Raw genomic sequence first — 18,535 nt, forward strand, 5'->3', positions numbered from 1 at the left:
GGTGCCGGGCTCCTCACGGACTGACGTGGGCGCAGTGGCGGAACACGTCCCCGGGGTCCCAGGCCGCCTTCACCTGCTGCAGCCGGCGATACCTGCGCACACCCATCGCCCAGCGCACCCGGTCGTCGTCGGCCTGCTCCAGGTTCAGGTAGGAGCCGGTGACCCCGTGCTTCCTGATCGCCGAGGTCACCTCCTCCACCCAGGCGAGGTTGGCGGGGTCGTCGCCGGGATCCACCCACACGCCGACGGGGTGCACCAGCCAGCGCCCGCCGTGGCGGCTGGGGAAGGCGGAGTCCGGCGCCGTCCTGACCGCCTCCGGCAGCGGCGAGACGATCAGCTGCGACAGCGGGCTCGGCGCGGCGATCGCGGCGTCCTGCAGGTCGGAGATCAGGCTCGGCTCCAGGCCGGGCACGAACTCCGCCGACCACCTGTTGCGCCGCCCCGGCTGCGAGCCGTCGTCCAGCATCGACTGCAACGCCAGGTACGGCATCGGCTGGACCGCGTCGAACAGCGGCGTCGCCGCCTCGAACAGCGGCCGGATCACCTCGGCCCCCGCCTCCGGGTCGCCGAGCCAGACGGGCGCGATCGCCAGGATCGGCCGCCCCACCACGTGCCCGGGCACGAACGGCGCCGGTGGCGCCGTCAGGAAGACCGCCGCGGGGGCGAAGTCGTCGTGCCCGGCCGAGTGCAGCCGGTCCAGGGCCTCCAGTACGGCGGGCGCGTCGGACACCCGGTAACCGAGCATGCCGCCGAGCACCAGCGGGCCCAGCGGGTGCAGGCGGAAGGTGAACGACGTGACCACGCCGAAGTTGCCGCCCCCGCCGCGCAGCGCCCACATCAGCTCGGGCTCGCTCTCGTCGTCGGCGACGACCACCCGGCCGTCGGCCGTGACGAGCTCGACGGCGATCAGGTTGTCGCAGCTCAGCCCGTACTTCGCAGACAGCCAGCCCTCGCCGCCCCCGAGGGTGAGCCCGGCGACGCCGGTGTGGCTGATCCGGCCGCCGGGCACGGCCAGGCCGTGCGCCTGCGTGGCCTGGTCGACCTCGCCCCAGATCGCGCCCGCCTGAACGACGGCCGTCCGGGCGGCCGCGTCCACGGTGACGCCGCGCAGCGCCGACAGGTCGATCACGAGGTCGCCGCCGAGCGCGTGCCCGGCCACCCCGTGCCCGCCGCCGCGCACGCTGACCTCCAGGGCGTGCTCGCGTGCGTAGGACAGCGTCCTGACGACGTCGGCGGTGCCGCTGACCCGCACGATCGCGGCCGGCCTGCGGCTGATCATGCTGTTGTGCAGGGCCCGGGCGTCCTCGTAGCCGGCGTCCCGCGGGGTGAGGACCTCTCCTTGTACGGTGGCTCGCAGGTCCGTGATGTCGTGTGTCATGAGGCCAGCCTGAGCGGATGACCTTGCACCCCCGTTTCACGGACGTCTCACGGAATTCGCTGAGATAATTCCCCCATGCCCTCCCTCCCCGGCCTGGACGTCCTCGTGCTCGGACCGGTCACCGTCCGTGCCGGAGACGCGACGATCGTGGTGGATCGCCTCCTTGAGCGCGCGCTGCTGACCCGGCTCGCGCTCGCGGGCGGGTCTCCGGTTCCCGACGCGCGGCTGGCCGCCGACCTGTGGGGGGAGGCGGAGCTGGCCCGTCCCACCGAACGCCTGCGGGTCCTCGTCTCCCGCCTGCGCGCCGCCCTCCCCGCCCTCCCCGCCGGCCCCGGGCAGGGCGCGGGCCGGTCGCGGCAGGCCTCATCCCTGGTCAGGACGCCCGGCGGCTACGCGCTCGACGCCCACGCCGCCGACCTGGTCAAGGCCCGGTCCGCCGCCGAACGTGCGCACGCGGCGGCCAGGTCCGGCGACCACGCGGGCGCCCGGGGCTCGGCGGCGCAGGCGCTCGGGCTCTGGCGCGGCAGCGCGCTGGCGGATCTGCGGGCGATCCCCTATGCCGAGCTGGAGGGGGAGCGGCTGGAGGCGTGGCGGCTGGACCTGATGGTGCAGCGGCTCACCGCCGACCTCGCCCTCGGCGCGGCGGCCGAGGTGAGCGCGGAGCTGGAGCGGCTGGCGGACGAGCATCCGCTGCACGAGCGGGTGTCCTGCCTGCTCGCGCTGGCCCTCTATCGCACCGGCAGGCAGGCCGACGCGCTCGACCGGCTGGCCAGGCTCCGCCGCAGGCTGGCCGACGCGCTCGGCGTCGACCCGGTCCCGGAGACGGCGGCGCTGGAGCTGCGGATCCTCCGCCAGGATCCGTCCCTGCAGCTCACGAACACCGCCCCGGCGCAAGGCGTGATCGCACCCGGGCAGGAGCCGTCCCCGCTCTCCGTCGCGGAGCCGTCCCTGCTCTCGGCCGGGTCGCCGGGGCCGCCCCCTGTCGAGTCGCCCGCTCCGGATCAGGCTCGCTCCCGGGTACGCCTGCCGGGCCCCGCGACGAGCTTCGTCGGCCGGGACGGCGAGCTGGCGGCGCTGGTGAGACGGCTCGCGCGGCCGGGGCTCGTCACGCTCACAGGCGGGCCGGGCAGCGGCAAGTCGCGGCTCGCCATCGAGGCGGCCAAGGCCGTGGCCCAGGCCCCGGCCGCGGAGCCCAGGGCGGTGACCCTGGTGGAGCTGGCGCCGTTACACCGGGAAGGGGCGGTGCGCGCGGCGGTGACGGCGGCCGTGGGGCTGGAGTCGGAGTCCGACGATCCCCTGCCGGAGCTGGCCGCGCGCCTGGACGGCGGGCTGCTGGTGCTCGACAACGCCGAGCACCTCGTGGACCAGGTGGCCGAGCTGGTCATGGGGCTGCTGGGCCGTACCGACGGGCTGGCCGTGCTGGTCACCTCGCAGCTCCCGCTGCTGGCGGCGGGGGAGGAGCTCAACCGGGTCGGACCGCTGCCCGCGCACGCGGCGGCGACGCTGTTCACCCAGCGATGCGCCCCCGACCAGGTCGGCGCCGAACTCGCCGCCGTCGCGGCGATCTGCGCCGCCGTGGACCGGCTGCCGCTGGGGATCGAGCTGGCCGCCGGTCTGACCCGTACGCTCACCGTGGCGCAGCTGGCCGCACGGGTCGAGGACCGGCTGCGCCTGCTGGTGGGCGGCGGACGCACCGCGGGCGGCCGGCACACGAGCCTGCGCGCCGCCCTCGACTGGAGCCACGACCTGCTGGCCGATCGGGAGCGGCTGGTGCTGCGGCGGGTGTCGGTGTTCAGCGGCGGCTTCGACCTGGAGGCCGCCGAACACCTCGTGCCGGCCGTGCCGGGCGACGCCGGCCCAGGCGGTCCCGGTACGAGCGGCCCCGGCACGGGTGACCTCGGCACGGGCGGTCCCGGCCCGGGTGACGCCGTGGGAGAGGGTGTGACCGTCGGGGACGTCGCGCCCGCGCTGGCCGAGCTGGCGGACCGGAGCCTGGTCACCGTGGAGACGTCCGGGGGCGGGCGGCGGTTCGGGCTGCTGGAGACCGTACGCGACTACGCGCGGGCGAAGCTGCTCGCCGCAGGGGAGACGGAGGGCGCGCTGGCCGCCCATCTGGGCTGGTGCGTGGCGTTCGTCCGCCGGCTCGGCGCGCCGACCGACTTCCTCGCGGCGGAGGAGGTGTCGGCCGTGTTCGCGGAGTGGCCCAACCTGCTCGACGCGCTGGAGCGCGCCCCCGGCACCGAGCGGGCGGCCGACGGCCTGCGGCTGGCGCTCGAACTGCACACGCCGTGGCTGATCCGCGGCTGGTACGGCGAGGCCGAGCGCCATTTCTCGGCCCTGGCCGACGCGCCGGGCAGTACGCCGACCGAGCAGGCGACCGCGCTGAGCGACCACGCCTTCGTCTCCACCATGGTCGGCAAGTTCGGCGCCGCGGCCGAGCTGCTGACCAGGGCCGCCGAGCTGGCCGAGATCGCGTCGGACGACATGGTGACCATGAACGTCCTCTACTACCGCGGCATCGTGGAGATCGAACGCGGCCGCCTGCGCGAGGCGCTCCCGCCGCTGCTCCAGGGCCTGGAGCTGGCCGAGAGCGTCTCCCACACGCAGCGGGTGTCCGCCTTCGCCGACGCGCTCGGCACGCTCCACCTCTACTCGGGCGATGCCGAGCATGCGCTCCAGCGCTACGTCACCGCCAACGCCTTCGACCTGGAGACCGGCGACGAGCACGGGCTGGCGCGCGGTCTCAGCAACCAGGCGCAGGCGCTGCTGGGCATGGGCCACCTCAAGGAGGCGCTGGCGTGCGCCACCGAGTCCGACCACTACGCCGCGCGGCTGGACGACCGCCAGATCCTCCCGCTCAACGAGCTGGTCAGGGGCGCCGTCGCCATGGCCGAGGGGGAGCTGGGCCGGGCGGAAGCCCATATGCGTACGGCCGTCGGCTACGCGGTCACCGACGGCTCCGGGGCGAGCATGGCGCACATCGACCTGGCCGACGTGCTCATCCGGCGCGAGGAGCTCGGCGAGGCGGCGGCGCTGCTGGACGAGGTCTACGCCGAGTCGGCCGAACACAGCACGCCCTGGCTCGCGGCCCGGGCCGTGTCGGCGGCGCTGGCGCTCGCGGGCCGGGACCGGCGGCGGGCCGGGGAGCTGGCGGAGGCGACGGCCGCCGCCTACACCGCCTCGGGCTTCGGCTGGCCCCGCTACGCCGCCCGCCTGGAGGAGGTCAGAGCCGCGCTCGCCACCCCATGACCGGCCCGCGCAACACCCGGACTCAGCTCGCCGCGACCTCGGTTCGGGACGCGTGCGGGGTCAGCTCGCGACCTCGGCCAGAAAGCGTGCGGAGTCAGCTCGCCACGTCGGCCGGGAGTGCCTGGTCGTAGCCGCCGACCTGGACCTTCACCGACGTAACGTTCGTGCTCGGCGCCGGGAAGAGCCCCCACAGCGTCACCTCGGCGCCCGCGGGCACCGTGTCGAGCTTGCCCGGCGCGAAGGAGGCGCTCATCGTGCCGACGAAGTCGAAGTACGTGGGCTCGGCGAAGCCGCACAGCTCCTGCCGGCCGTTCTGAGCCGCGATCGACAGCTGGCCCGAGGTGAGCTCCTTGGGCGTGAAGTGGTTCTCGTACTCCAGGGACGCGGCCTCCGACCCGGGGTTGGTGACCTTGACGCTCGCCAGGAGGTAGCCCGACAGCCGCCGTACGCTCTCCACCCGCACCTGGAGTCCCGCGTCGGTCAGATCGCTGCCCGTCTCCGGGGCCCGCACGGTGGTGTCGCTGTCGATCTGCACCTCGACCCGCCGGTTCTGTGCCCGCCCGTCCGGGTCGTCGCTGCCGTCGGGCTTGGTGTTGGGCGCCACGGGCTCGCCCTCGCCGTGCCCCTTCGTCCGGTACGCGAAGCTGTCGCCGAGAGAAGGACGCAGCACCTGGCTGACGGCCGCGGCGCGTTCCTGCGACAGCGTCTGGTTGTCGGAGGTGCCCCCGATCGCGTCGGTGTGCCCGTCCACGGTCACCGATCCGGACGAGGCGGAGACCCGGCCGCGCAGCGCCTCGATGGCGGACTTGGCCGACGGTGACAGCTTGGAGCTGCCGAACTCGAACAGCACGTCGCTGGGCAACCGGAACGCCTCACGCGTGCCGCCAGTCGTCTTGCACACCAGCGGACCGACCTGGAGCTCGTTGTGCGGGCCGCGCAGGGCGGGGTCGTCGGCCGGTTCGGCGTCCGTGATCGGCACGGTCACCGGGAGCAGGCCGTTGAGCACGACGAGCATCTCGGTGGCCTCCTTGGGCGGCGCCGCGAAGACCGCCGTCACCGGGGCCGACCGGCCCGGTTCGATGTCGACGTCCGCGCTGATCCGCCCGTCCGGGCCCGAGCTGCCGATCAGGCCGTAGGCGGTGCCGCGGGGCAGGTCCACCAGCGTGATCAGCTGCTCGCGGCTGTCGAGGCCGAGCGTGCCGAGCGAGATCTCGTCGTCCGTGCCGTTGAAGAGCTCGAACTGCAGCGCCAGCTCGTTCTCGCCGGACCTGACCAGGCGCAGGTTCCGGCCCTCGACCGGCAGGGCGGACGAGGTGGGACCGGCGACCACGCCTTCCGAGGGCGACTCCGGCCGCGCGGGAGAGTCCTCCGGAGAGGGCGTCTCCTCCGGCGGGTCCTCGGGCTGGTCCTGCGCCGGGGCGTCGGGAGCCTTCACCGAGGCCGAGGGCTGAGCCGGCCGCCCCAGCGCACCGCAGGCGGAAAGGGCGAGCACGAGCGCCGCCCCGCAGGCCGCGCTCCTGGTCATGTCAGTCATTGGCATGCGGACCAGCCTGGGAGCGCGGCGTTCCACGGACATTTCACCGGAGTCTCACCGCGCCGCCCCGGCCCCGAGCGCGCGGGTCAGCGCACCCTCACGGCTCCAGGCCGAACAGTGCCCAGGACTCGCCCGCGGCCAGGCCGGCCAGTTCGCGGCCGCACTCCCGGAGCAGTTGCGGGCCCGAGGTGATGTGCGCGGCGCCGGCGTGGACGTCCCTGAACAGCCGCTGGATCAGCCCGTCGCGCAGCGCCGAGGTGCCGCCCGACGCGTAGACGAAGTGGGAGACCTCGGTGATCGTCGACGTGATGTGGTTGAGCGCGAGCCGCACCATCGTCTCCTGCCGTACGTCGAGCGTCCGGCCCGAGTCGAGGGTGCGTTCCACGTCGTCCCACGTCTCGCGCACCAGGGCCGCCGCGGCGCGGAACTTCGCCTCGGCACGGGCGAAGTCGGTGTGGAAGGCGTCGCTGCCGGCGATCTGCCCGGTCCGCCCGGCCCGTGCCACGGCGTAGCGGCTCAGCTCGTCCAACAGCCGGCGGCCGACGCCGAGCGCCCAGGCGGAGTGGCAGATCAGCGCCTGGTCGACCAGGCCGAGCCGGTAGATGGCGCCGCCGCGCAGGGGCTCGTTCGTGTCGAAGACGTGCGACTGCGACTCCGGTACGAAGACGTCGTCCATGGAGTAGTCGATGCTGCCGGTCGCGCGCAGGCCCAGGACGTCCCAGTTGCCGAGCGGCTTGACGTCCTCGATCGGCGTGATGAAGATCCGGACCTCGTCGGTGCCCTCGATGGCGCCCAGGCTGTGGACGTACTGGGAGTGCAGCATGGCGGAGGCGAAGCTCCACTGCCCGCTGAGGCGGAAGCCCCCGTCCTCGGGGACGGCGATGCCCGGACGGGTGCCCTGGCCCGCGAAGAGCGGCATCCGGGGGCCCTTGAAGATGTGTTCGACGGCCTCGTCGCCCAGGTAGGCGCCGGCCGTGCCGTTCTCCAGGCAGGTGGCCATGACCACCCAGCCCGTCGAAGGGTCGGCGTAGGAGAGCTCTCCGAGGACGGCCATCAGCTCGCTGGGCGACAGCTCGGCGCCGCCGAGCGGCACTGGCACCCATATCCCGAAAAGTCCTGCCTCGTGTAGGGCGTCCACGACGGAGGTGGAGAGTCTGCCCTGCTCCTCGGCCCGGTCCGCGTCGCGCTCGATCTGCGGGCGCAGCGCGCGGGCTCGCTCCAGCAGGGTGTTGCCCGCGGTGTGCAGTCGCGGCGTGTCGCTCATGTCCAGGTGCTCCTGTTCGCGATCGTCGGCGCTCTTACTCCGTCAGATCACGTATGCGGCGCATTGTCCAGAGCCGCCGCGCCACCTCATGGGCCGGCCGCCCGGCTCGATCCGCGGATGATCAGCTCGGTGGCGAGCTCGATGTGGCGGGACTCGATCTTCTCGCCGGCGGCCAGGCGCAGGGCCGTGCGCAGGGCGATGCCGCCCATCTCGCGCAGCGGCTGGCGTACGGTGGTCAGCTGCGGCGAGGTCATGACCGCGACCTCGGTGTCGTCGAAGCCGACCACGCTGAGGTCCTCCGGGACGCGCAGGCCCCGAGCCCTGGCGGCCTGCATGGCGCCGAGGGCGCTCCCGTCGCTGGCGGCGAAGATGGCCGTCGGCGGGAGCCGCAGGTCGAGCAGTGCGGCTCCGCCCGTCTCCCCGTCGGGATAGCGGAAGCCCGACGTACGGACGTATTCGGCGGGCACGGGCACGCCCGCGGCTTCCATCGCGGCGCGGTAGCCGTGCATGCGCGCCTGGTTGCAGGCCGCGTCGGCGATGCCGCCGAGGTAGGCGATGCGACGGTGCCCGAGGTCCAGCAGATGGCGGGTGGCGGACATGCCGCCGGCGAAGTTGGTGGCGCCGACGCTGGTCACAGGGGTGTCCGGCAGGTTCAGCGGGTCGACGACGACCACCGGCAGGCGGGCCCGGGACAGCGCGGCGAGCTGGGCCGGGGCCGGCTCGCCGCCGATCGTGATCACCGCTCGCCGCCCCGCGTCGACCAGGCCGCGGACCCAGGAGGTCCCGCCGCCGGTCATGACCGCCGTGCTGGTGACGATGACGGCCGCGCCCGAACCGGCTCCGGCCTCGATCATGCCCTGGATGATCTGGGCGGAGTAGGTACACAGATCCGAGGCCACCTCCACCTGGAGGGTGGCCGGAGCCGCCGTCCGCGTCCGGCGTGACCGGCGGGCGACGTAACCGTGCTCCTGCAGCAGGGACTGCACCATCGAGCGGGTGGCGGGTGCGACGTCGGTGCGGCCGTTGAGGACCTTCGACACGGTGGCCACGGACACGCCGGCCGAGGCGGCGATGGTGGCCAGCGTGGAACGCCCAGGGTTGCTCGGCATCGATACCTCCCTCAGGCAACCACCCTAAAGGGAAAGATCAACCGAAGACGGGCAGTCGGGACACGTCAGGGATTGCCCGATCGGCAGACGGGCGTGGTGTGGTACTCGACGGACGCGCCGGTGGCGTCGGAGATCACCGCCCGGATGTCGTACCGCACCGTGGGCTGGCAGCCGATCCCCACGAAACTCCTGTTGTCGTACGCGGGGATGTAGCCGCCGTCGACGAACCAGCGGATGGCGACCGGTGCGATCGCCCCGCTGTAGGAGACGGAGCAGAGGAAGCGCCGTGCGAGCGGTTCGCAGCTGCCCTCGTCCAGGGTCAGGGCCATGGCCGTCGCCGGGCCGGCCGTTGTGGCGACGGCGGCCGACGCGGGTGCGACCGGGCAGAGGAGCAGGCCGATCGCCAGGACAGCGGGCGGGACGAGTCTGTACGACGTGCGCATCTCCTGTCTCCCTCTTGGCCGACGACGGAATCGGGGGTTTCGCGTTCACGGGCACGAGCGGGATCCCGCCCGGCATCGACGGCAGTCATGTCTCCGGGCGTCGCCTTCAGTATGAAAGGGCGGGCAAGGCGAATCCAGGACTAGGAGGGCCGGTCGTTCGGAGGCGGTGTGAACTGGCCGTAGCGGACGGCGCGGGTCTGCTCACCCGAGTGCGGCTGGGCCTGGCCGTGCGGGGGCGCGGGGTACCCGTACGGGCCCGGTCCGTAGTGGGGGTTGGCGTGGTCTGGGCCCGGTCCGTAGTGGGGGTTGGCGTGGTCTGGAGCCGACCCGTACTGGGGGTTGGCGTGGTCAGGGGCCGACCCGTAGTGGGGGTTGGCGTGGTCAGGGGCCGAACCGTACGGTGCGGCGCCGTAGCCGCCGGCGTTGTACGCGACGGGGCCGTACCCGTCGGCGCCCTGCCCGTACGCCGCTTGCCCGTACGCCGTCTGCCCATAGGCACCCTGCGCCGGGGGCGGCACCTGGCCCGCGGGGAGCTGCCGCCACGACGGAGGCTGCACCGCGCCGGGCGGGGGCTGGACGAAGGACGGCTCGGGGTGGCGGCGCCGCCGCCCGCGGCCGCGGAGGACCTTGGCCAGGACCGCGACGATTATGGCGGCGACCAGCACGCCGGCCCCGATCAGCACCCACAGCAGGATCGGCTTGGGCGACTCGTCCTTGCCCGCGGAGATCGCCTGCTGCGCGTCGCTGATGTACTTGGCCACGTACGGGTGGTTCGGGAACAGCGCCTGGACCTCGCGGAACTTCGGCAGCGAGTCCGAGTAGTAGTGCCGGAAGAAGTCGTTGAGCGCCTCGTTGTAGCGGGTCGTCGTGGTGGTCTGGGCGGGCTTGATGTTCTTCTCGCCGAGCTTCTCCTTGATGATGCCCACCGGCAGGACGAAGCTCTCGCTCTCCGACGCCTCGCCGTTCTCGCTCACCGTGCCGGCGATCAGCATGCCGATGACCTTGCCGTCCTTGCTGAACACCGGGCCGCCGGAGTTGCCGTGGTAGGAGGGCGCCTGGGTCTGGATGTACGGCACGCCGGTCTGGGTGGTGCGCTTGGCGTTGTACGGGCCCTCGGTCAGCGCCGGCTCCAGCTTGGACTCCAGGCTGAAGAATGGCGTATTGGTGACCAGGCCGGGGAAGCCGCTGATATAGAGCGTGTCACCGGTACGCACGTCGGAGTCGTCGCCGAGCGGCACGGTCGGCAGGTTCTGCTGGCCGTTGACCTTGAGCAGCGCGAAGTCCTTGCCCGGGTAGCTCTCGCCCACCGACACCAGCTCGGCCGGGACCGGCTTGGCCGTCTTGTCCACGCCGCCGCCGGGCAGGCTCTGGACCACCGACAGGCTCTGCTTCAGGTTGCGGAGCTGCATGTGGTTGGTGTTGAAGGTGACGTAGATCTGCTGCGCGAGCTTGACGATCTCCTCGTCGGCCTCCAGGCCCCGCAGCCCGCTGATGATCTCCTTGGCGTCCTGCTGGTTGAACTTCGCCAGCGCCTGCCGCGCGAACAGCTGGCTCAGCTCGGTCTCGCCGACCTGGACGCAGTGCGCCCCGGTGACCATGTACCCGTCGGGGGTGACCCACCAGCCGGTGCACAGGCCGCCGACCTCGGCTTCGACCGTACGCTCCGGGGTGGTCGAGGCGAGGTAGGTGTCCACGTCGGCCGCGATCTGCTGGAACAGCCACTTGGCGATGCTGCGCTCGTCCGAGGAGATCTTGCCGGACGCCACGGTGGCGGTGGCCTGCTCCACGAGCCGGTTGAACGCGGCCTGGTTGATCGTGCTGGTCGGTACGGCGACGGTGCCGGTGTAGGTGAAGCTCGTCAGCTGGACCGCGGGCTGGGTACGCGCGGCCAGCCAGGTGCCGACGGGCACGTCGGGCCGCTCATCGGGCGTGTCGGCCGCCGCCGGTAACGCGGGCAGCGCGACCGCCATGGCGACCGCCGCACCTGCGGCGATCTTCATCAATCTTGTCCTGAAATTTCCTCTCACATCCGGAAATGGTGAGGTCCGGCTCTTGTGCGTGGCTTGGAGCCGACTTGGGGGGTGTGGGGCAGCCCTCGCGGACCGGTTTGCTCGGTCCTCGCGGGCTGGGATGCTCGGTCCTCGCGGACCGGATGCTCAGTCCTCTCAGGCCGGGATGCGCAAGACGAAGCGGGCGCCGCGCTCGGAGTCCTCGATCGTGAGCGTGCCACCGTGGGCCTGCGCGATCTCGCGGGCGATGGGCAGGCCGAGCCCGGTCCCGCCGGCGTCGCGGTTGCGCGCGGCGTCCAGGCGGGTGAAGCGCTGGAAGACCGTCTCGCGCTTCCCGGGCTCGATGCCGGCGCCGTCGTCGAGCACCTCCAGCACGGCCTGCCGGCCCTGCCGCCGTGCGGTGACGAGGATCTGGGACTCGGCGTGCCGCTCGGCGTTGTCCAGCAGGTTCGTCAGGAGGCGGGCCAGCTGCAGTCGGTCGCCCGTGACGGTCACGCCCGGCTGCAGGGTGGTGACGACGTTCTTCGTACGCGGCCTGCCGGTCTCGGCGGCGACCAGCTCGCCCAGGTCCACCGGCTCCCGGGAGCTCGGCGCGCCCGCGTCCAGCTTGGTCAGCGTGAGCAGGTCGGTGACGATGGCCTGGAGCCGGTCCAGGCTGGCCAGCAGCGCCTCGCCCGTCGCCCGCCAGTCGGCCTCCTCGGGGTTGAGCAGCGCGTCCTCGACCTGGGTGCGCATCGCCGTGATCGGGCTGCGCAGGTCGTGCGAGGCGTCCCCGGCGAACCTGCGCTGCTGCTCCACCGCCTCCTGCTGCTTCTTCATCGCGGCTTCCAGCCGCTCCAGCATCTGGTTGCCGGTCCAGGCGAGCGTCCTGATCTCGTCGTCCACGTTCTCCGGTACGGGGAGCCGCATCCCGCCTCCGCCCGCGGTGATCTCGGCCAGCCTCTTCGTGATGTTGTGGACGGGTGCGAGCGTCCGGGCCACCACGCGCGACACCCCGAACCAGCTCAGGAGTAGCAGCAGGGCCGCCACGCAGATCTGGAAGAGGACCACTTTCAGGCTGACGTACCAGGGCACGGCCGGGGCGAAGGCGTAGATGACCCAGGCGCCGTCCGGCTGGAACGCGTGCATGGCGACCACCAGCTCGCACCGTCCGGGAAACGCGGGCAGGTCGCAGAACTCGGCGACGTCGTTGGCCGTGTTGCGATGGGGGATCGCCGTGGTGACCCGGGGCAGGCCGGTCAGGTTCGGCGTCGAGGAGACCACGCGGCCCGCCGAGTTGATCACCTGGATGCCGTCGAGCCCGTCGGTGTTCACCGTCGGGGGCAACGCGTTCCGCTTGACCATGAGCAGCACGCGCAGGGCCTGGCTGGCCACGTCGTACGCCCGGATGTCGGCGGCCTCGTTCCGGATGGCGTACAGCACGAACGCGCTGACGACGACGTTCAGCAGCAACATGGCCAAGCTGGCGAGCAGCGCCAACCGCATCCGCAGCGACCGGCCCAGCCGTCTGATCACTCCACACCCCGGTAGTCAGAAGACCACATGGAGTGCGTTCGCCCCTAATTCAGGGAGATTCCCCCGCAAATCCGATAAGAGGGGCACTTGGCCGGTGTGTGGGCGGCTACGTTAGGCGTCCGGGGGTGATCACGAAGTCGTGCGTAGGACGATCGCGGGCCTGTGCCTGATGCTGCTCCTGGCCTCCTGCAACTGGTCCAATCGGGTCTCACCGGGCCGGTTCGAGGCACGTGCCCGGGAGGTGGTGGCGCGCTGGGACGGCTCGGCCGGCGACCGCGCCTGGCGTTCCGGCTTCGTCCCGCTCGGAGGGCTCCAGGATCGAGGCGGCTGGACCGACCCTCCCGCCTGGGCCGCCCTGAGCGCGCACAACGGCGTGTGGAAGCTCGCGGCCGAGTTGCCCGCGGACCCCCTGGCCGAAGCGCGCCTGCGGTGGCCGGACGGCTCGGTCTCGGAGGTGCCGCTCGTCACGGCGGCCCACGCGTACGCGGAGCTCAGCAAGCCCGCCGACTTCATCGAGGAGGAGTGCCCGGCCAAGGGCTGCCGCCCGCTCCGGGTGACCGGGGCCGAGTTGGGCGAGACGACGCTGGAGACCAGCCGCGGCACGATCCGGGTGCCCGCGTGGCTGTTCACCGTCAAGGGGGTCGAGTCGAAGTTCGTGTACGTGGCGGTCACCCCCTCGGCCATCACCGCCCGGCCGCAGGCCGCGGAGAGGGAGTTCGAAGAGGTGAAAGGGTTCGACCTCATCGCGGGCAAGCCGCACGACCTGCTCCTGGAGTACGGCTACGGCTCCTGTGACCGCGTTCACGGGGCGCGGGCGTACGAGACCGGCAAGCTCGTGGTGGTGGACGTGGACGAGGAGAGCTCCGGCTCCGGCGAGATCTGCGACTTGGCGCTCCACATGGACACGACCACCGTCACGCTGTCACGTCCGCTCGGCGACCGCCTCGTGCTCGACTCGGGCACGGGACTGCCCGTCGTGCGCGGGGTGACGCCGCTGTACGGTCGCGGGTAGCCGGGGCACAATGGCGCGATGGCAGCGCAGTACGACAACACCGACGCGTTCCAAGGCGCGAGCTTCACGATGGCCGACCTCTCCGCCGCGACGTTCCGCAGCTGCGATCTGCGCCGGATCAAGATCGTCGACTCCTGGCTCATGGACGTCAACGTGTCCGGAGAAATACGAAATTTCCGCGTCAACGACGTGGACGTCACCCCCTACGTCGAGGCCGAGCTCGACCGGCGCCATCCCGAACGGGTGCGGCTACGGGAGATGAGCGCGGCCGACGACTTCCGCGCGATGTGGGAGACCATCGAGCGGCTCTGGTCCGAAACGCTCGCCCGCGCCGAACGGCTGCCCGAAGCGGTGCGCCACGAACGGGTCGACGACGAATGGTCCCTCGTCGAGACGCTGCGCCACCTCGTCTTCGCCACCGACGCCTGGGCGGGCCGGGCGATCCTCGACGCGCCGGACCCGTTCCACCGGCTCGGCCTCACCCACTCCGGCTACCCTGCCGAGGACGCGGCGGCGCTCGGCATCGACCTCGACGCCCGCCCGTCGTACGCGGAGGTGGCGCAGGTGCGCGCCGGGCGGGTGGCGCTGGTGCGCGGCATCCTCGACGGCCTCACCGACGCCGGGCTCGAACGGGCCTGCACCCGCGCACCCGCGCCCGGCTACCCGGAGGAGCCGCGCACGGTCGGCGGTTGCCTGCGGGTGGTGATGGAGGAGGAGTGCGAGCACCGCCGCTACACGCTGCGCGACCTCGCGACCCTCGAAGCCCGCTGACCACGCTGACCACGCCGACCGCGCCGACCACGATCACCACGCCGACCACGCCGACCGCGCCGACCGCGCCGACCACGATCACCACGCTGACCACGATCACCAGGCCGGTCGGCGCCACGCCGACCGGCGTCACGCCGACCGGCGCCGTGTCATCCGGTGGTGCGGAACGGGTCGTCGGCCGGTAGCCAGGCCGTGTCGGCGTCCAGGCCGAGCCCGCCGACGTCCCGGGTCAGCGCCTCGACGGCGGCCCGTACGGCCTTGCGGGTCTCGTCGCGCCGGCACACCAGGGCCCAGGTCCAGTACGGCGCCGGATCGACCACCGGGCGCTGGACGAGGTCCGGCGGCACCGGCGCGGTCTGGCCCTTCGGCGAGTTGACGACGGGGCGGCGGAGCCGCCGTACGTGGTCGAAGAAGGCCGGCCCCGTGATGCCGCCGTCGTCGATGCGCACGACGCGGGCACCGGTGTCGCGGGCGAACTCCTCGGCATAGCGGTTCCAGGAGTCCCAGGTGGCGGTGTCGGAGTCCACCAGCACCGACGTGTCCTTGGCCGGGACCGCCGACGTGCCGGTGCCCGTGGAGATCGCGAAGAGCCGGTCGGCGCCGATCAGCCGGGCCTCCAGGGCGTGGGCGGCCAGGTCGTCGGCCCGCACCCAGCAGATGGCCAGGTCGATGCTGCCGTCGGCGACCCGTCCCGCCTGGGTGTGTGACGGCATGACCCACGCGTCGACGTGCAGCTGGGCGACGCCGGACACGCGGGCGGTCAGGTCGGGCGGGCGCCAGCTGACGTAGCCGAGCCGGACCGGCTCGGTGGCGGCCATGCCGGCCGCGGAGCGGCGCAGCTCGTCGGCCTGCTCGAGCAGCGCCCTGACCTGGGGGAGCAGCGCCTGCCCCGAGGGGGTGAGCGCGACCGAACGGCGGTCCCGGTCGAACAGGCGTACGCCCAGATCCCGCTCCAGGGCCTTGATCTGCTGGGAGAGCGACGGGCCGGCGATGCGCAGCCGGACCGCGGCACGGCCGAAGTGCAGCTCCTCGGCCACCGCGACGAAATATCGCAGCTGGCGTAGCTCCATCCGCCCAGGGTAGTGCGCTGGGAGGCACAGCCTCACAGCAGAGAGTGAACCGGTCGTGGCGGGATCGCGCCCGACTGGCGCAAGCTTGAACCATGACCGCGCGGTGCCGGTCCGCCCGTTCGCCGGCCGGCCGCGCTGATCGAGGCCCGGGACGTATGGCCTCGATCCATATGAGAAGAGCAACCCATGAGCATGTACAAAGTCGCGGTGATCACCGGCGCGTCCCAGGGTATCGGCTCGGGGCTGGTGGCCGCCTACCGCAAGCTCGGCTACGCGGTCGTCGCGAACTCCCGATCGATCGAGCCCTCCGACGACCCCCTGGTGCGGACCATCGCCGGTGACATCGCCGCCCCGTCCGTCGGCCGGCGCGTCATCGAGCAGGCGCTGGAGGCGTACGGCCGGGTCGACACGCTGATCAACAACGCCGGCGTCTTCGTGTCCAAGCCGTTCACCGACTACACCGACGAGGACTACGAGCTGGTGACGAGGGTCAACCTGCGCGGGTTCTTCGAGATCTCCCAGCGGGCCATCGACGTCATGCTCGCCCAGGGCGGCGGGCACGTGGTCAACATCACGACCAGCCTGGCCGACCAGGCGGACACCCGCGTGCCGTCCGCGCTGGCGGCGCTGACCAAGGGCGGCCTCAACTCGGTCACCAAGTCGCTGGCCATCGAGTACGCCTCCCGGGGCATCCGGGTCAACGCGGTCGCGCCCGGCGTCATCCGTACGCCGATGCACCCGGCCGAGACCTACGACCTCCTCGCCGGCCTGCACCCCGTGGGCCGGATGGGCGAGATAAGCGACATCGTCGACGCGATCGTCTATCTCGAGACGGCCCCGTTCGTCACCGGCGAGATCCTGCACGTCGACGGCGGCCAGAACGCCGGTCACTGAGTCCCCCGCCACCGGGTGCGTCCGCTCCCGCCGGCCGAACGAAAGGCGAAGTTTGACCTCCGTACGAGAGCACGGCACGGACGGCGGCGAGGAGACCCGGGCGGATCGGCCCTGGCGGATCGTCGGGCAGGGCGCGGCGGCGCTCGCGGCGGGCATGGGTGTCGGCCGGTTCGCCTACACCCCGATCCTGCCGATGATGCACGCGCAGGCCGGGCTGTCCCCGCGGCTGGGGGCGGAGCTGGCCACGGCCAACTACGTCGGGTACCTCCTCGGCGCGGTCGCCGCGATCGTCGCGCCTCGGATCTTCGCCTCCCGGCGGGCGCTGCGCCCGTCCCTGGCGATCCTGATCGTCACGCTGGCCCTGATGCCGGTCATGCACGCCGGCGCGCTCTGGTCGTCGCTCCGGCTGGTCGCCGGGATCGCGAGCGCGCTGATCTTCGTCATCGCCGCCGACGCCATGCTCACCGGTCTGCGCGGCCACGCGCACCACCTCGTCGGCTGGGCCTTCGGCGGCATCGGCGCGGGGATCGCCCTGTCGGGCGTCGCCGTGCTGGTCCTGCGTACCGCCGGCACCTGGCAGCAGGCCTGGTGGACGGCGGCCGCGCTGACCGCCGTGCTCGCGATCCCGGCCTGGGGCCTGCGCACCGGCCCGGCATCCCCGGAGGCGCCGCCGCCCGCCCCGTCCGGTCCCCGAGCCGGGTCCGGGCTGCGCTGGTTCGGGGCGCTGCTGGCCGGCTACACCCTCGAAGGGACCGGTTACATCATCGCCGGCACGTTCCTGGTCGCCGCGATCGACCAGAGCGCGCCCGGCTGGGCCGGCAGTGGCGCCTGGATCCTGGTCGGGCTCGCCGCGCTGCCCTCAACGGCCCTGTGGGCATGGCTCAGCCAGATCTGGTCCCGCCCGGCGCTGGTCCTCGCCGCGCTCGTCGTGCAGGCCGTCGGCATCGCGCTGCCCGCCCTGGCCGGCGGGATCGTCCCCGCCCTGGTCTCGGCCATCCTGTTCGGCGCCACGTTCCTCGGCGTCGCCACCCTCACCCTGGCCATCGGCTCCCACCTGCGGATCCCGCGCGCCGTCGCCATCCTCACCACCGGCTACAGCATCGGACAGATCCTCGGCCCCCTGGTCGTGACCCCGCTCCTGCACCGGGGCTACCATCCGGCGCTGCTCGTCGGCGCCGCCCTCGTCGTGCTGGCCGCCGCCGCGACCGGCGTGCTGCGCCACCGCTTCCCCCATCACCTCGGCCCGCTGCCCCGCCGCGTCCTCGCCGTCCGTCACCAGGGAAGCCCGTGAGGGCCGGGGGACGTGGGCGAGCTTGTCGGGGTTGCTGACGGTGTAGACGTCCTGGATCTGGGAGCCGTCGGGGGTCATGTCCACGACCATGACGGCGTACGGGGCGTTCTCCACGAACAGCACCGCGCAGGGATCGCCGTTGACCTGGCGGTACTGGATGTCCAGCCCGTCGAGGGGCTGGGCGGCGCGGGAGACGAGCACGCGGGAGACGTTGTCGCGGCCGCGGATGGGGCGCGGGCCGCCGGCGTTCGACTTGCCGCCGCCGTCGGCCCACAGCGTCACGTCCGGCGCCAGGAGCTCCATCAGCCCTTCCAGGTCGCCGCCGAAGGCCGCGGCCACGAACCGCTCGGTCACCTGCCGCTGGAGGCCCGGGGCGACCTGGGTGCGGGGGCGGCGGGCCTGGACGTGCTCACGGGCACGGTGGGCGAGCTGCCGCACCGCGGCGGGGTTGCGGCCGATCATGGCGGCGATCTCGGTGTGGGCGTAGGCGAAGACCTCGTGCAGGATGAACACCGCCCGCTCCAGCGGGGTGAGCGTCTCCAGCACCACCAGCAGCGCGAGCGAGAGCGTGTCGGTCCGTACGGCGTGGTCGGCGGCGTCGGGGGAGGTGACGAGGGGTTCGGGCAGCCAGGGCCCGACGTAGGTCTCGCGGCGCCGGCGCAGCGCGCTCTGGTGGGCGAGCGCCTGGTTCACCGCGACGCGTACGAGGTAGGCGCGCGGATGGTCGATCTCGTCCGGATCCTTGGACGACCACGCCAGCCAGGTCTCCTGCAGCACGTCCTCGGCGTCGGTGACGCTGCCCAGCATGTTGTAGACGATGGAGAACAGCAGTTCGCGATGGGCGGCGAACACCTGGGTGACATCGGACATCACGGACCCCCTATGCGTGTGACTACTGCTCTTAGAGCCCCTGAGAGGGCTGTCGTGTGACATCCCAATGTTCCGGTACGCGCCCATTGAGACCTATTTGTAACGGATGACCAGAATCACGCAATC

13 protein-coding genes and 1 pseudogene are annotated in these 18,535 nt (G+C 72.7%); 5 read left to right on the forward strand and 9 right to left on the reverse strand.

Annotated elements, in window-relative coordinates:
• Nucleotides 1-13: 13 nt before the first annotated feature.
• On the reverse strand, nucleotides 14-1,378 hold the full coding sequence (locus ABZX61_RS33400; RefSeq protein ID WP_355200107.1) for an FAD-binding oxidoreductase: 1,365 nt from the start codon (nucleotides 1,376-1,378) through the stop codon (nucleotides 14-16).
• 75 nt (nucleotides 1,379-1,453) lie between these two features.
• Here ABZX61_RS33400 and ABZX61_RS33405 point away from each other — a divergent pair, with 75 nt between their 5' ends.
• Nucleotides 1,454-4,627, forward strand: a complete 3,174-nt coding sequence (locus ABZX61_RS33405; RefSeq protein WP_355200108.1) for a BTAD domain-containing putative transcriptional regulator — start codon at nucleotides 1,454-1,456, stop codon at nucleotides 4,625-4,627.
• A gap of 94 nt (nucleotides 4,628-4,721) precedes the next feature.
• Here ABZX61_RS33405 and ABZX61_RS33410 read toward each other — a convergent pair whose 3' ends face one another.
• From ABZX61_RS33410 to ABZX61_RS33435, 6 genes are all read right to left on the reverse strand, one after another.
• Nucleotides 4,722-6,167, reverse strand: coding sequence for an OmpA family protein (locus ABZX61_RS33410; RefSeq protein ID WP_355200109.1), 1,446 nt, complete (start codon nucleotides 6,165-6,167; stop codon nucleotides 4,722-4,724).
• Between the two features lie 91 nt (nucleotides 6,168-6,258).
• Nucleotides 6,259-7,425: an acyl-CoA dehydrogenase family protein gene (locus ABZX61_RS33415; RefSeq protein WP_355200110.1), complete on the reverse strand. Its 1,167-nt coding sequence runs from the start codon at nucleotides 7,423-7,425 to the stop codon at nucleotides 6,259-6,261.
• Nucleotides 7,426-7,511: 86 nt separating this feature from the next.
• Entirely contained in the window at nucleotides 7,512-8,534 is a 1,023-nt protein-coding gene (locus ABZX61_RS33420; RefSeq protein ID WP_355200111.1) for a LacI family DNA-binding transcriptional regulator, read from the reverse strand.
• 65 nt (nucleotides 8,535-8,599) lie between these two features.
• Nucleotides 8,600-8,977 (reverse strand): hypothetical protein, encoded by a 378-nt coding sequence (locus tag ABZX61_RS33425; RefSeq protein ID WP_355200112.1) that lies wholly within the window; start codon nucleotides 8,975-8,977, stop codon nucleotides 8,600-8,602.
• A gap of 140 nt (nucleotides 8,978-9,117) precedes the next feature.
• Nucleotides 9,118-10,977 (reverse strand): trypsin-like peptidase domain-containing protein, encoded by a 1,860-nt coding sequence (locus ABZX61_RS33430; protein WP_355200113.1) that lies wholly within the window; start codon nucleotides 10,975-10,977, stop codon nucleotides 9,118-9,120.
• A 165-nt stretch (nucleotides 10,978-11,142) separates the two neighbouring features.
• Nucleotides 11,143-12,501: a HAMP domain-containing sensor histidine kinase gene (locus ABZX61_RS33435; RefSeq protein ID WP_355200114.1), complete on the reverse strand. Its 1,359-nt coding sequence runs from the start codon at nucleotides 12,499-12,501 to the stop codon at nucleotides 11,143-11,145.
• A gap of 139 nt (nucleotides 12,502-12,640) precedes the next feature.
• Here ABZX61_RS33435 and ABZX61_RS33440 point away from each other — a divergent pair, with 139 nt between their 5' ends.
• The gene (locus ABZX61_RS33440; protein WP_355200115.1) at nucleotides 12,641-13,513 is read left to right on the forward strand and encodes a hypothetical protein; all 873 of its coding nucleotides are present in this window, start codon (nucleotides 12,641-12,643) and stop codon (nucleotides 13,511-13,513) included.
• A gap of 18 nt (nucleotides 13,514-13,531) precedes the next feature.
• Entirely contained in the window at nucleotides 13,532-14,284 is a 753-nt protein-coding gene (locus ABZX61_RS33445; protein WP_355200116.1) for a DinB family protein, read from the forward strand.
• Between the two features lie 149 nt (nucleotides 14,285-14,433).
• Here the strand turns inward: ABZX61_RS33445 and ABZX61_RS33450 are convergent, their stop codons facing one another.
• Nucleotides 14,434-15,354: a LysR family transcriptional regulator gene (locus ABZX61_RS33450; RefSeq protein WP_355200117.1), complete on the reverse strand. Its 921-nt coding sequence runs from the start codon at nucleotides 15,352-15,354 to the stop codon at nucleotides 14,434-14,436.
• Between the two features lie 186 nt (nucleotides 15,355-15,540).
• Between ABZX61_RS33450 and ABZX61_RS33455 the strand changes: the two genes are divergently transcribed.
• Both ABZX61_RS33455 and ABZX61_RS33460 read left to right on the forward strand, forming a co-directional pair.
• Nucleotides 15,541-16,248, forward strand: coding sequence for an SDR family oxidoreductase (locus ABZX61_RS33455; protein WP_355200118.1), 708 nt, complete (start codon nucleotides 15,541-15,543; stop codon nucleotides 16,246-16,248).
• A gap of 52 nt (nucleotides 16,249-16,300) precedes the next feature.
• Entirely contained in the window at nucleotides 16,301-17,539 is a 1,239-nt protein-coding gene (locus ABZX61_RS33460) for a YbfB/YjiJ family MFS transporter (RefSeq protein WP_355200119.1), read from the forward strand.
• Between the two features lie 18 nt (nucleotides 17,540-17,557).
• Here the strand turns inward: ABZX61_RS33460 and ABZX61_RS33465 are convergent.
• A pseudogene (locus tag ABZX61_RS33465) lies at nucleotides 17,558-18,496 on the reverse strand (RNA polymerase sigma-70 factor); the annotation flags it as partial.
• Between the last annotated feature and the right edge of the window lie 39 nt (nucleotides 18,497-18,535).

The sequence above is a fragment of the Nonomuraea sp. NPDC003709 genome, from assembly GCF_040610775.1.
Classification (GTDB): domain Bacteria; phylum Actinomycetota; class Actinomycetes; order Streptosporangiales; family Streptosporangiaceae; genus Nonomuraea; species Nonomuraea angiospora_A.

Bases quoted from the DNA above. Each gene is read 5' to 3' on its own strand.
- ABZX61_RS33400 (WP_355200107.1), bottom strand. From the start codon at position 1,378: ATGACACACGACATCACGGACCTGCGAGCCACCGTACAAGGAGAGGTC.
- ABZX61_RS33405 (WP_355200108.1), top strand. From the start codon at position 1,454: ATGCCCTCCCTCCCCGGCCTGGACGTCCTCGTGCTCGGACCGGTCACC.
- ABZX61_RS33410 (WP_355200109.1), bottom strand. From the start codon at position 6,167: ATGCCAATGACTGACATGACCAGGAGCGCGGCCTGCGGGGCGGCGCTC.
- ABZX61_RS33415 (WP_355200110.1), bottom strand. From the start codon at position 7,425: ATGAGCGACACGCCGCGACTGCACACCGCGGGCAACACCCTGCTGGAG.
- ABZX61_RS33420 (WP_355200111.1), bottom strand. From the start codon at position 8,534: ATGCCGAGCAACCCTGGGCGTTCCACGCTGGCCACCATCGCCGCCTCG.
- ABZX61_RS33425 (WP_355200112.1), bottom strand. From the start codon at position 8,977: ATGCGCACGTCGTACAGACTCGTCCCGCCCGCTGTCCTGGCGATCGGC.
- ABZX61_RS33430 (WP_355200113.1), bottom strand. From the start codon at position 10,977: ATGAAGATCGCCGCAGGTGCGGCGGTCGCCATGGCGGTCGCGCTGCCC.
- ABZX61_RS33445 (WP_355200116.1), top strand. From the start codon at position 13,532: ATGGCAGCGCAGTACGACAACACCGACGCGTTCCAAGGCGCGAGCTTC.
- ABZX61_RS33450 (WP_355200117.1), bottom strand. From the start codon at position 15,354: ATGGAGCTACGCCAGCTGCGATATTTCGTCGCGGTGGCCGAGGAGCTG.
- ABZX61_RS33455 (WP_355200118.1), top strand. From the start codon at position 15,541: ATGAGCATGTACAAAGTCGCGGTGATCACCGGCGCGTCCCAGGGTATC.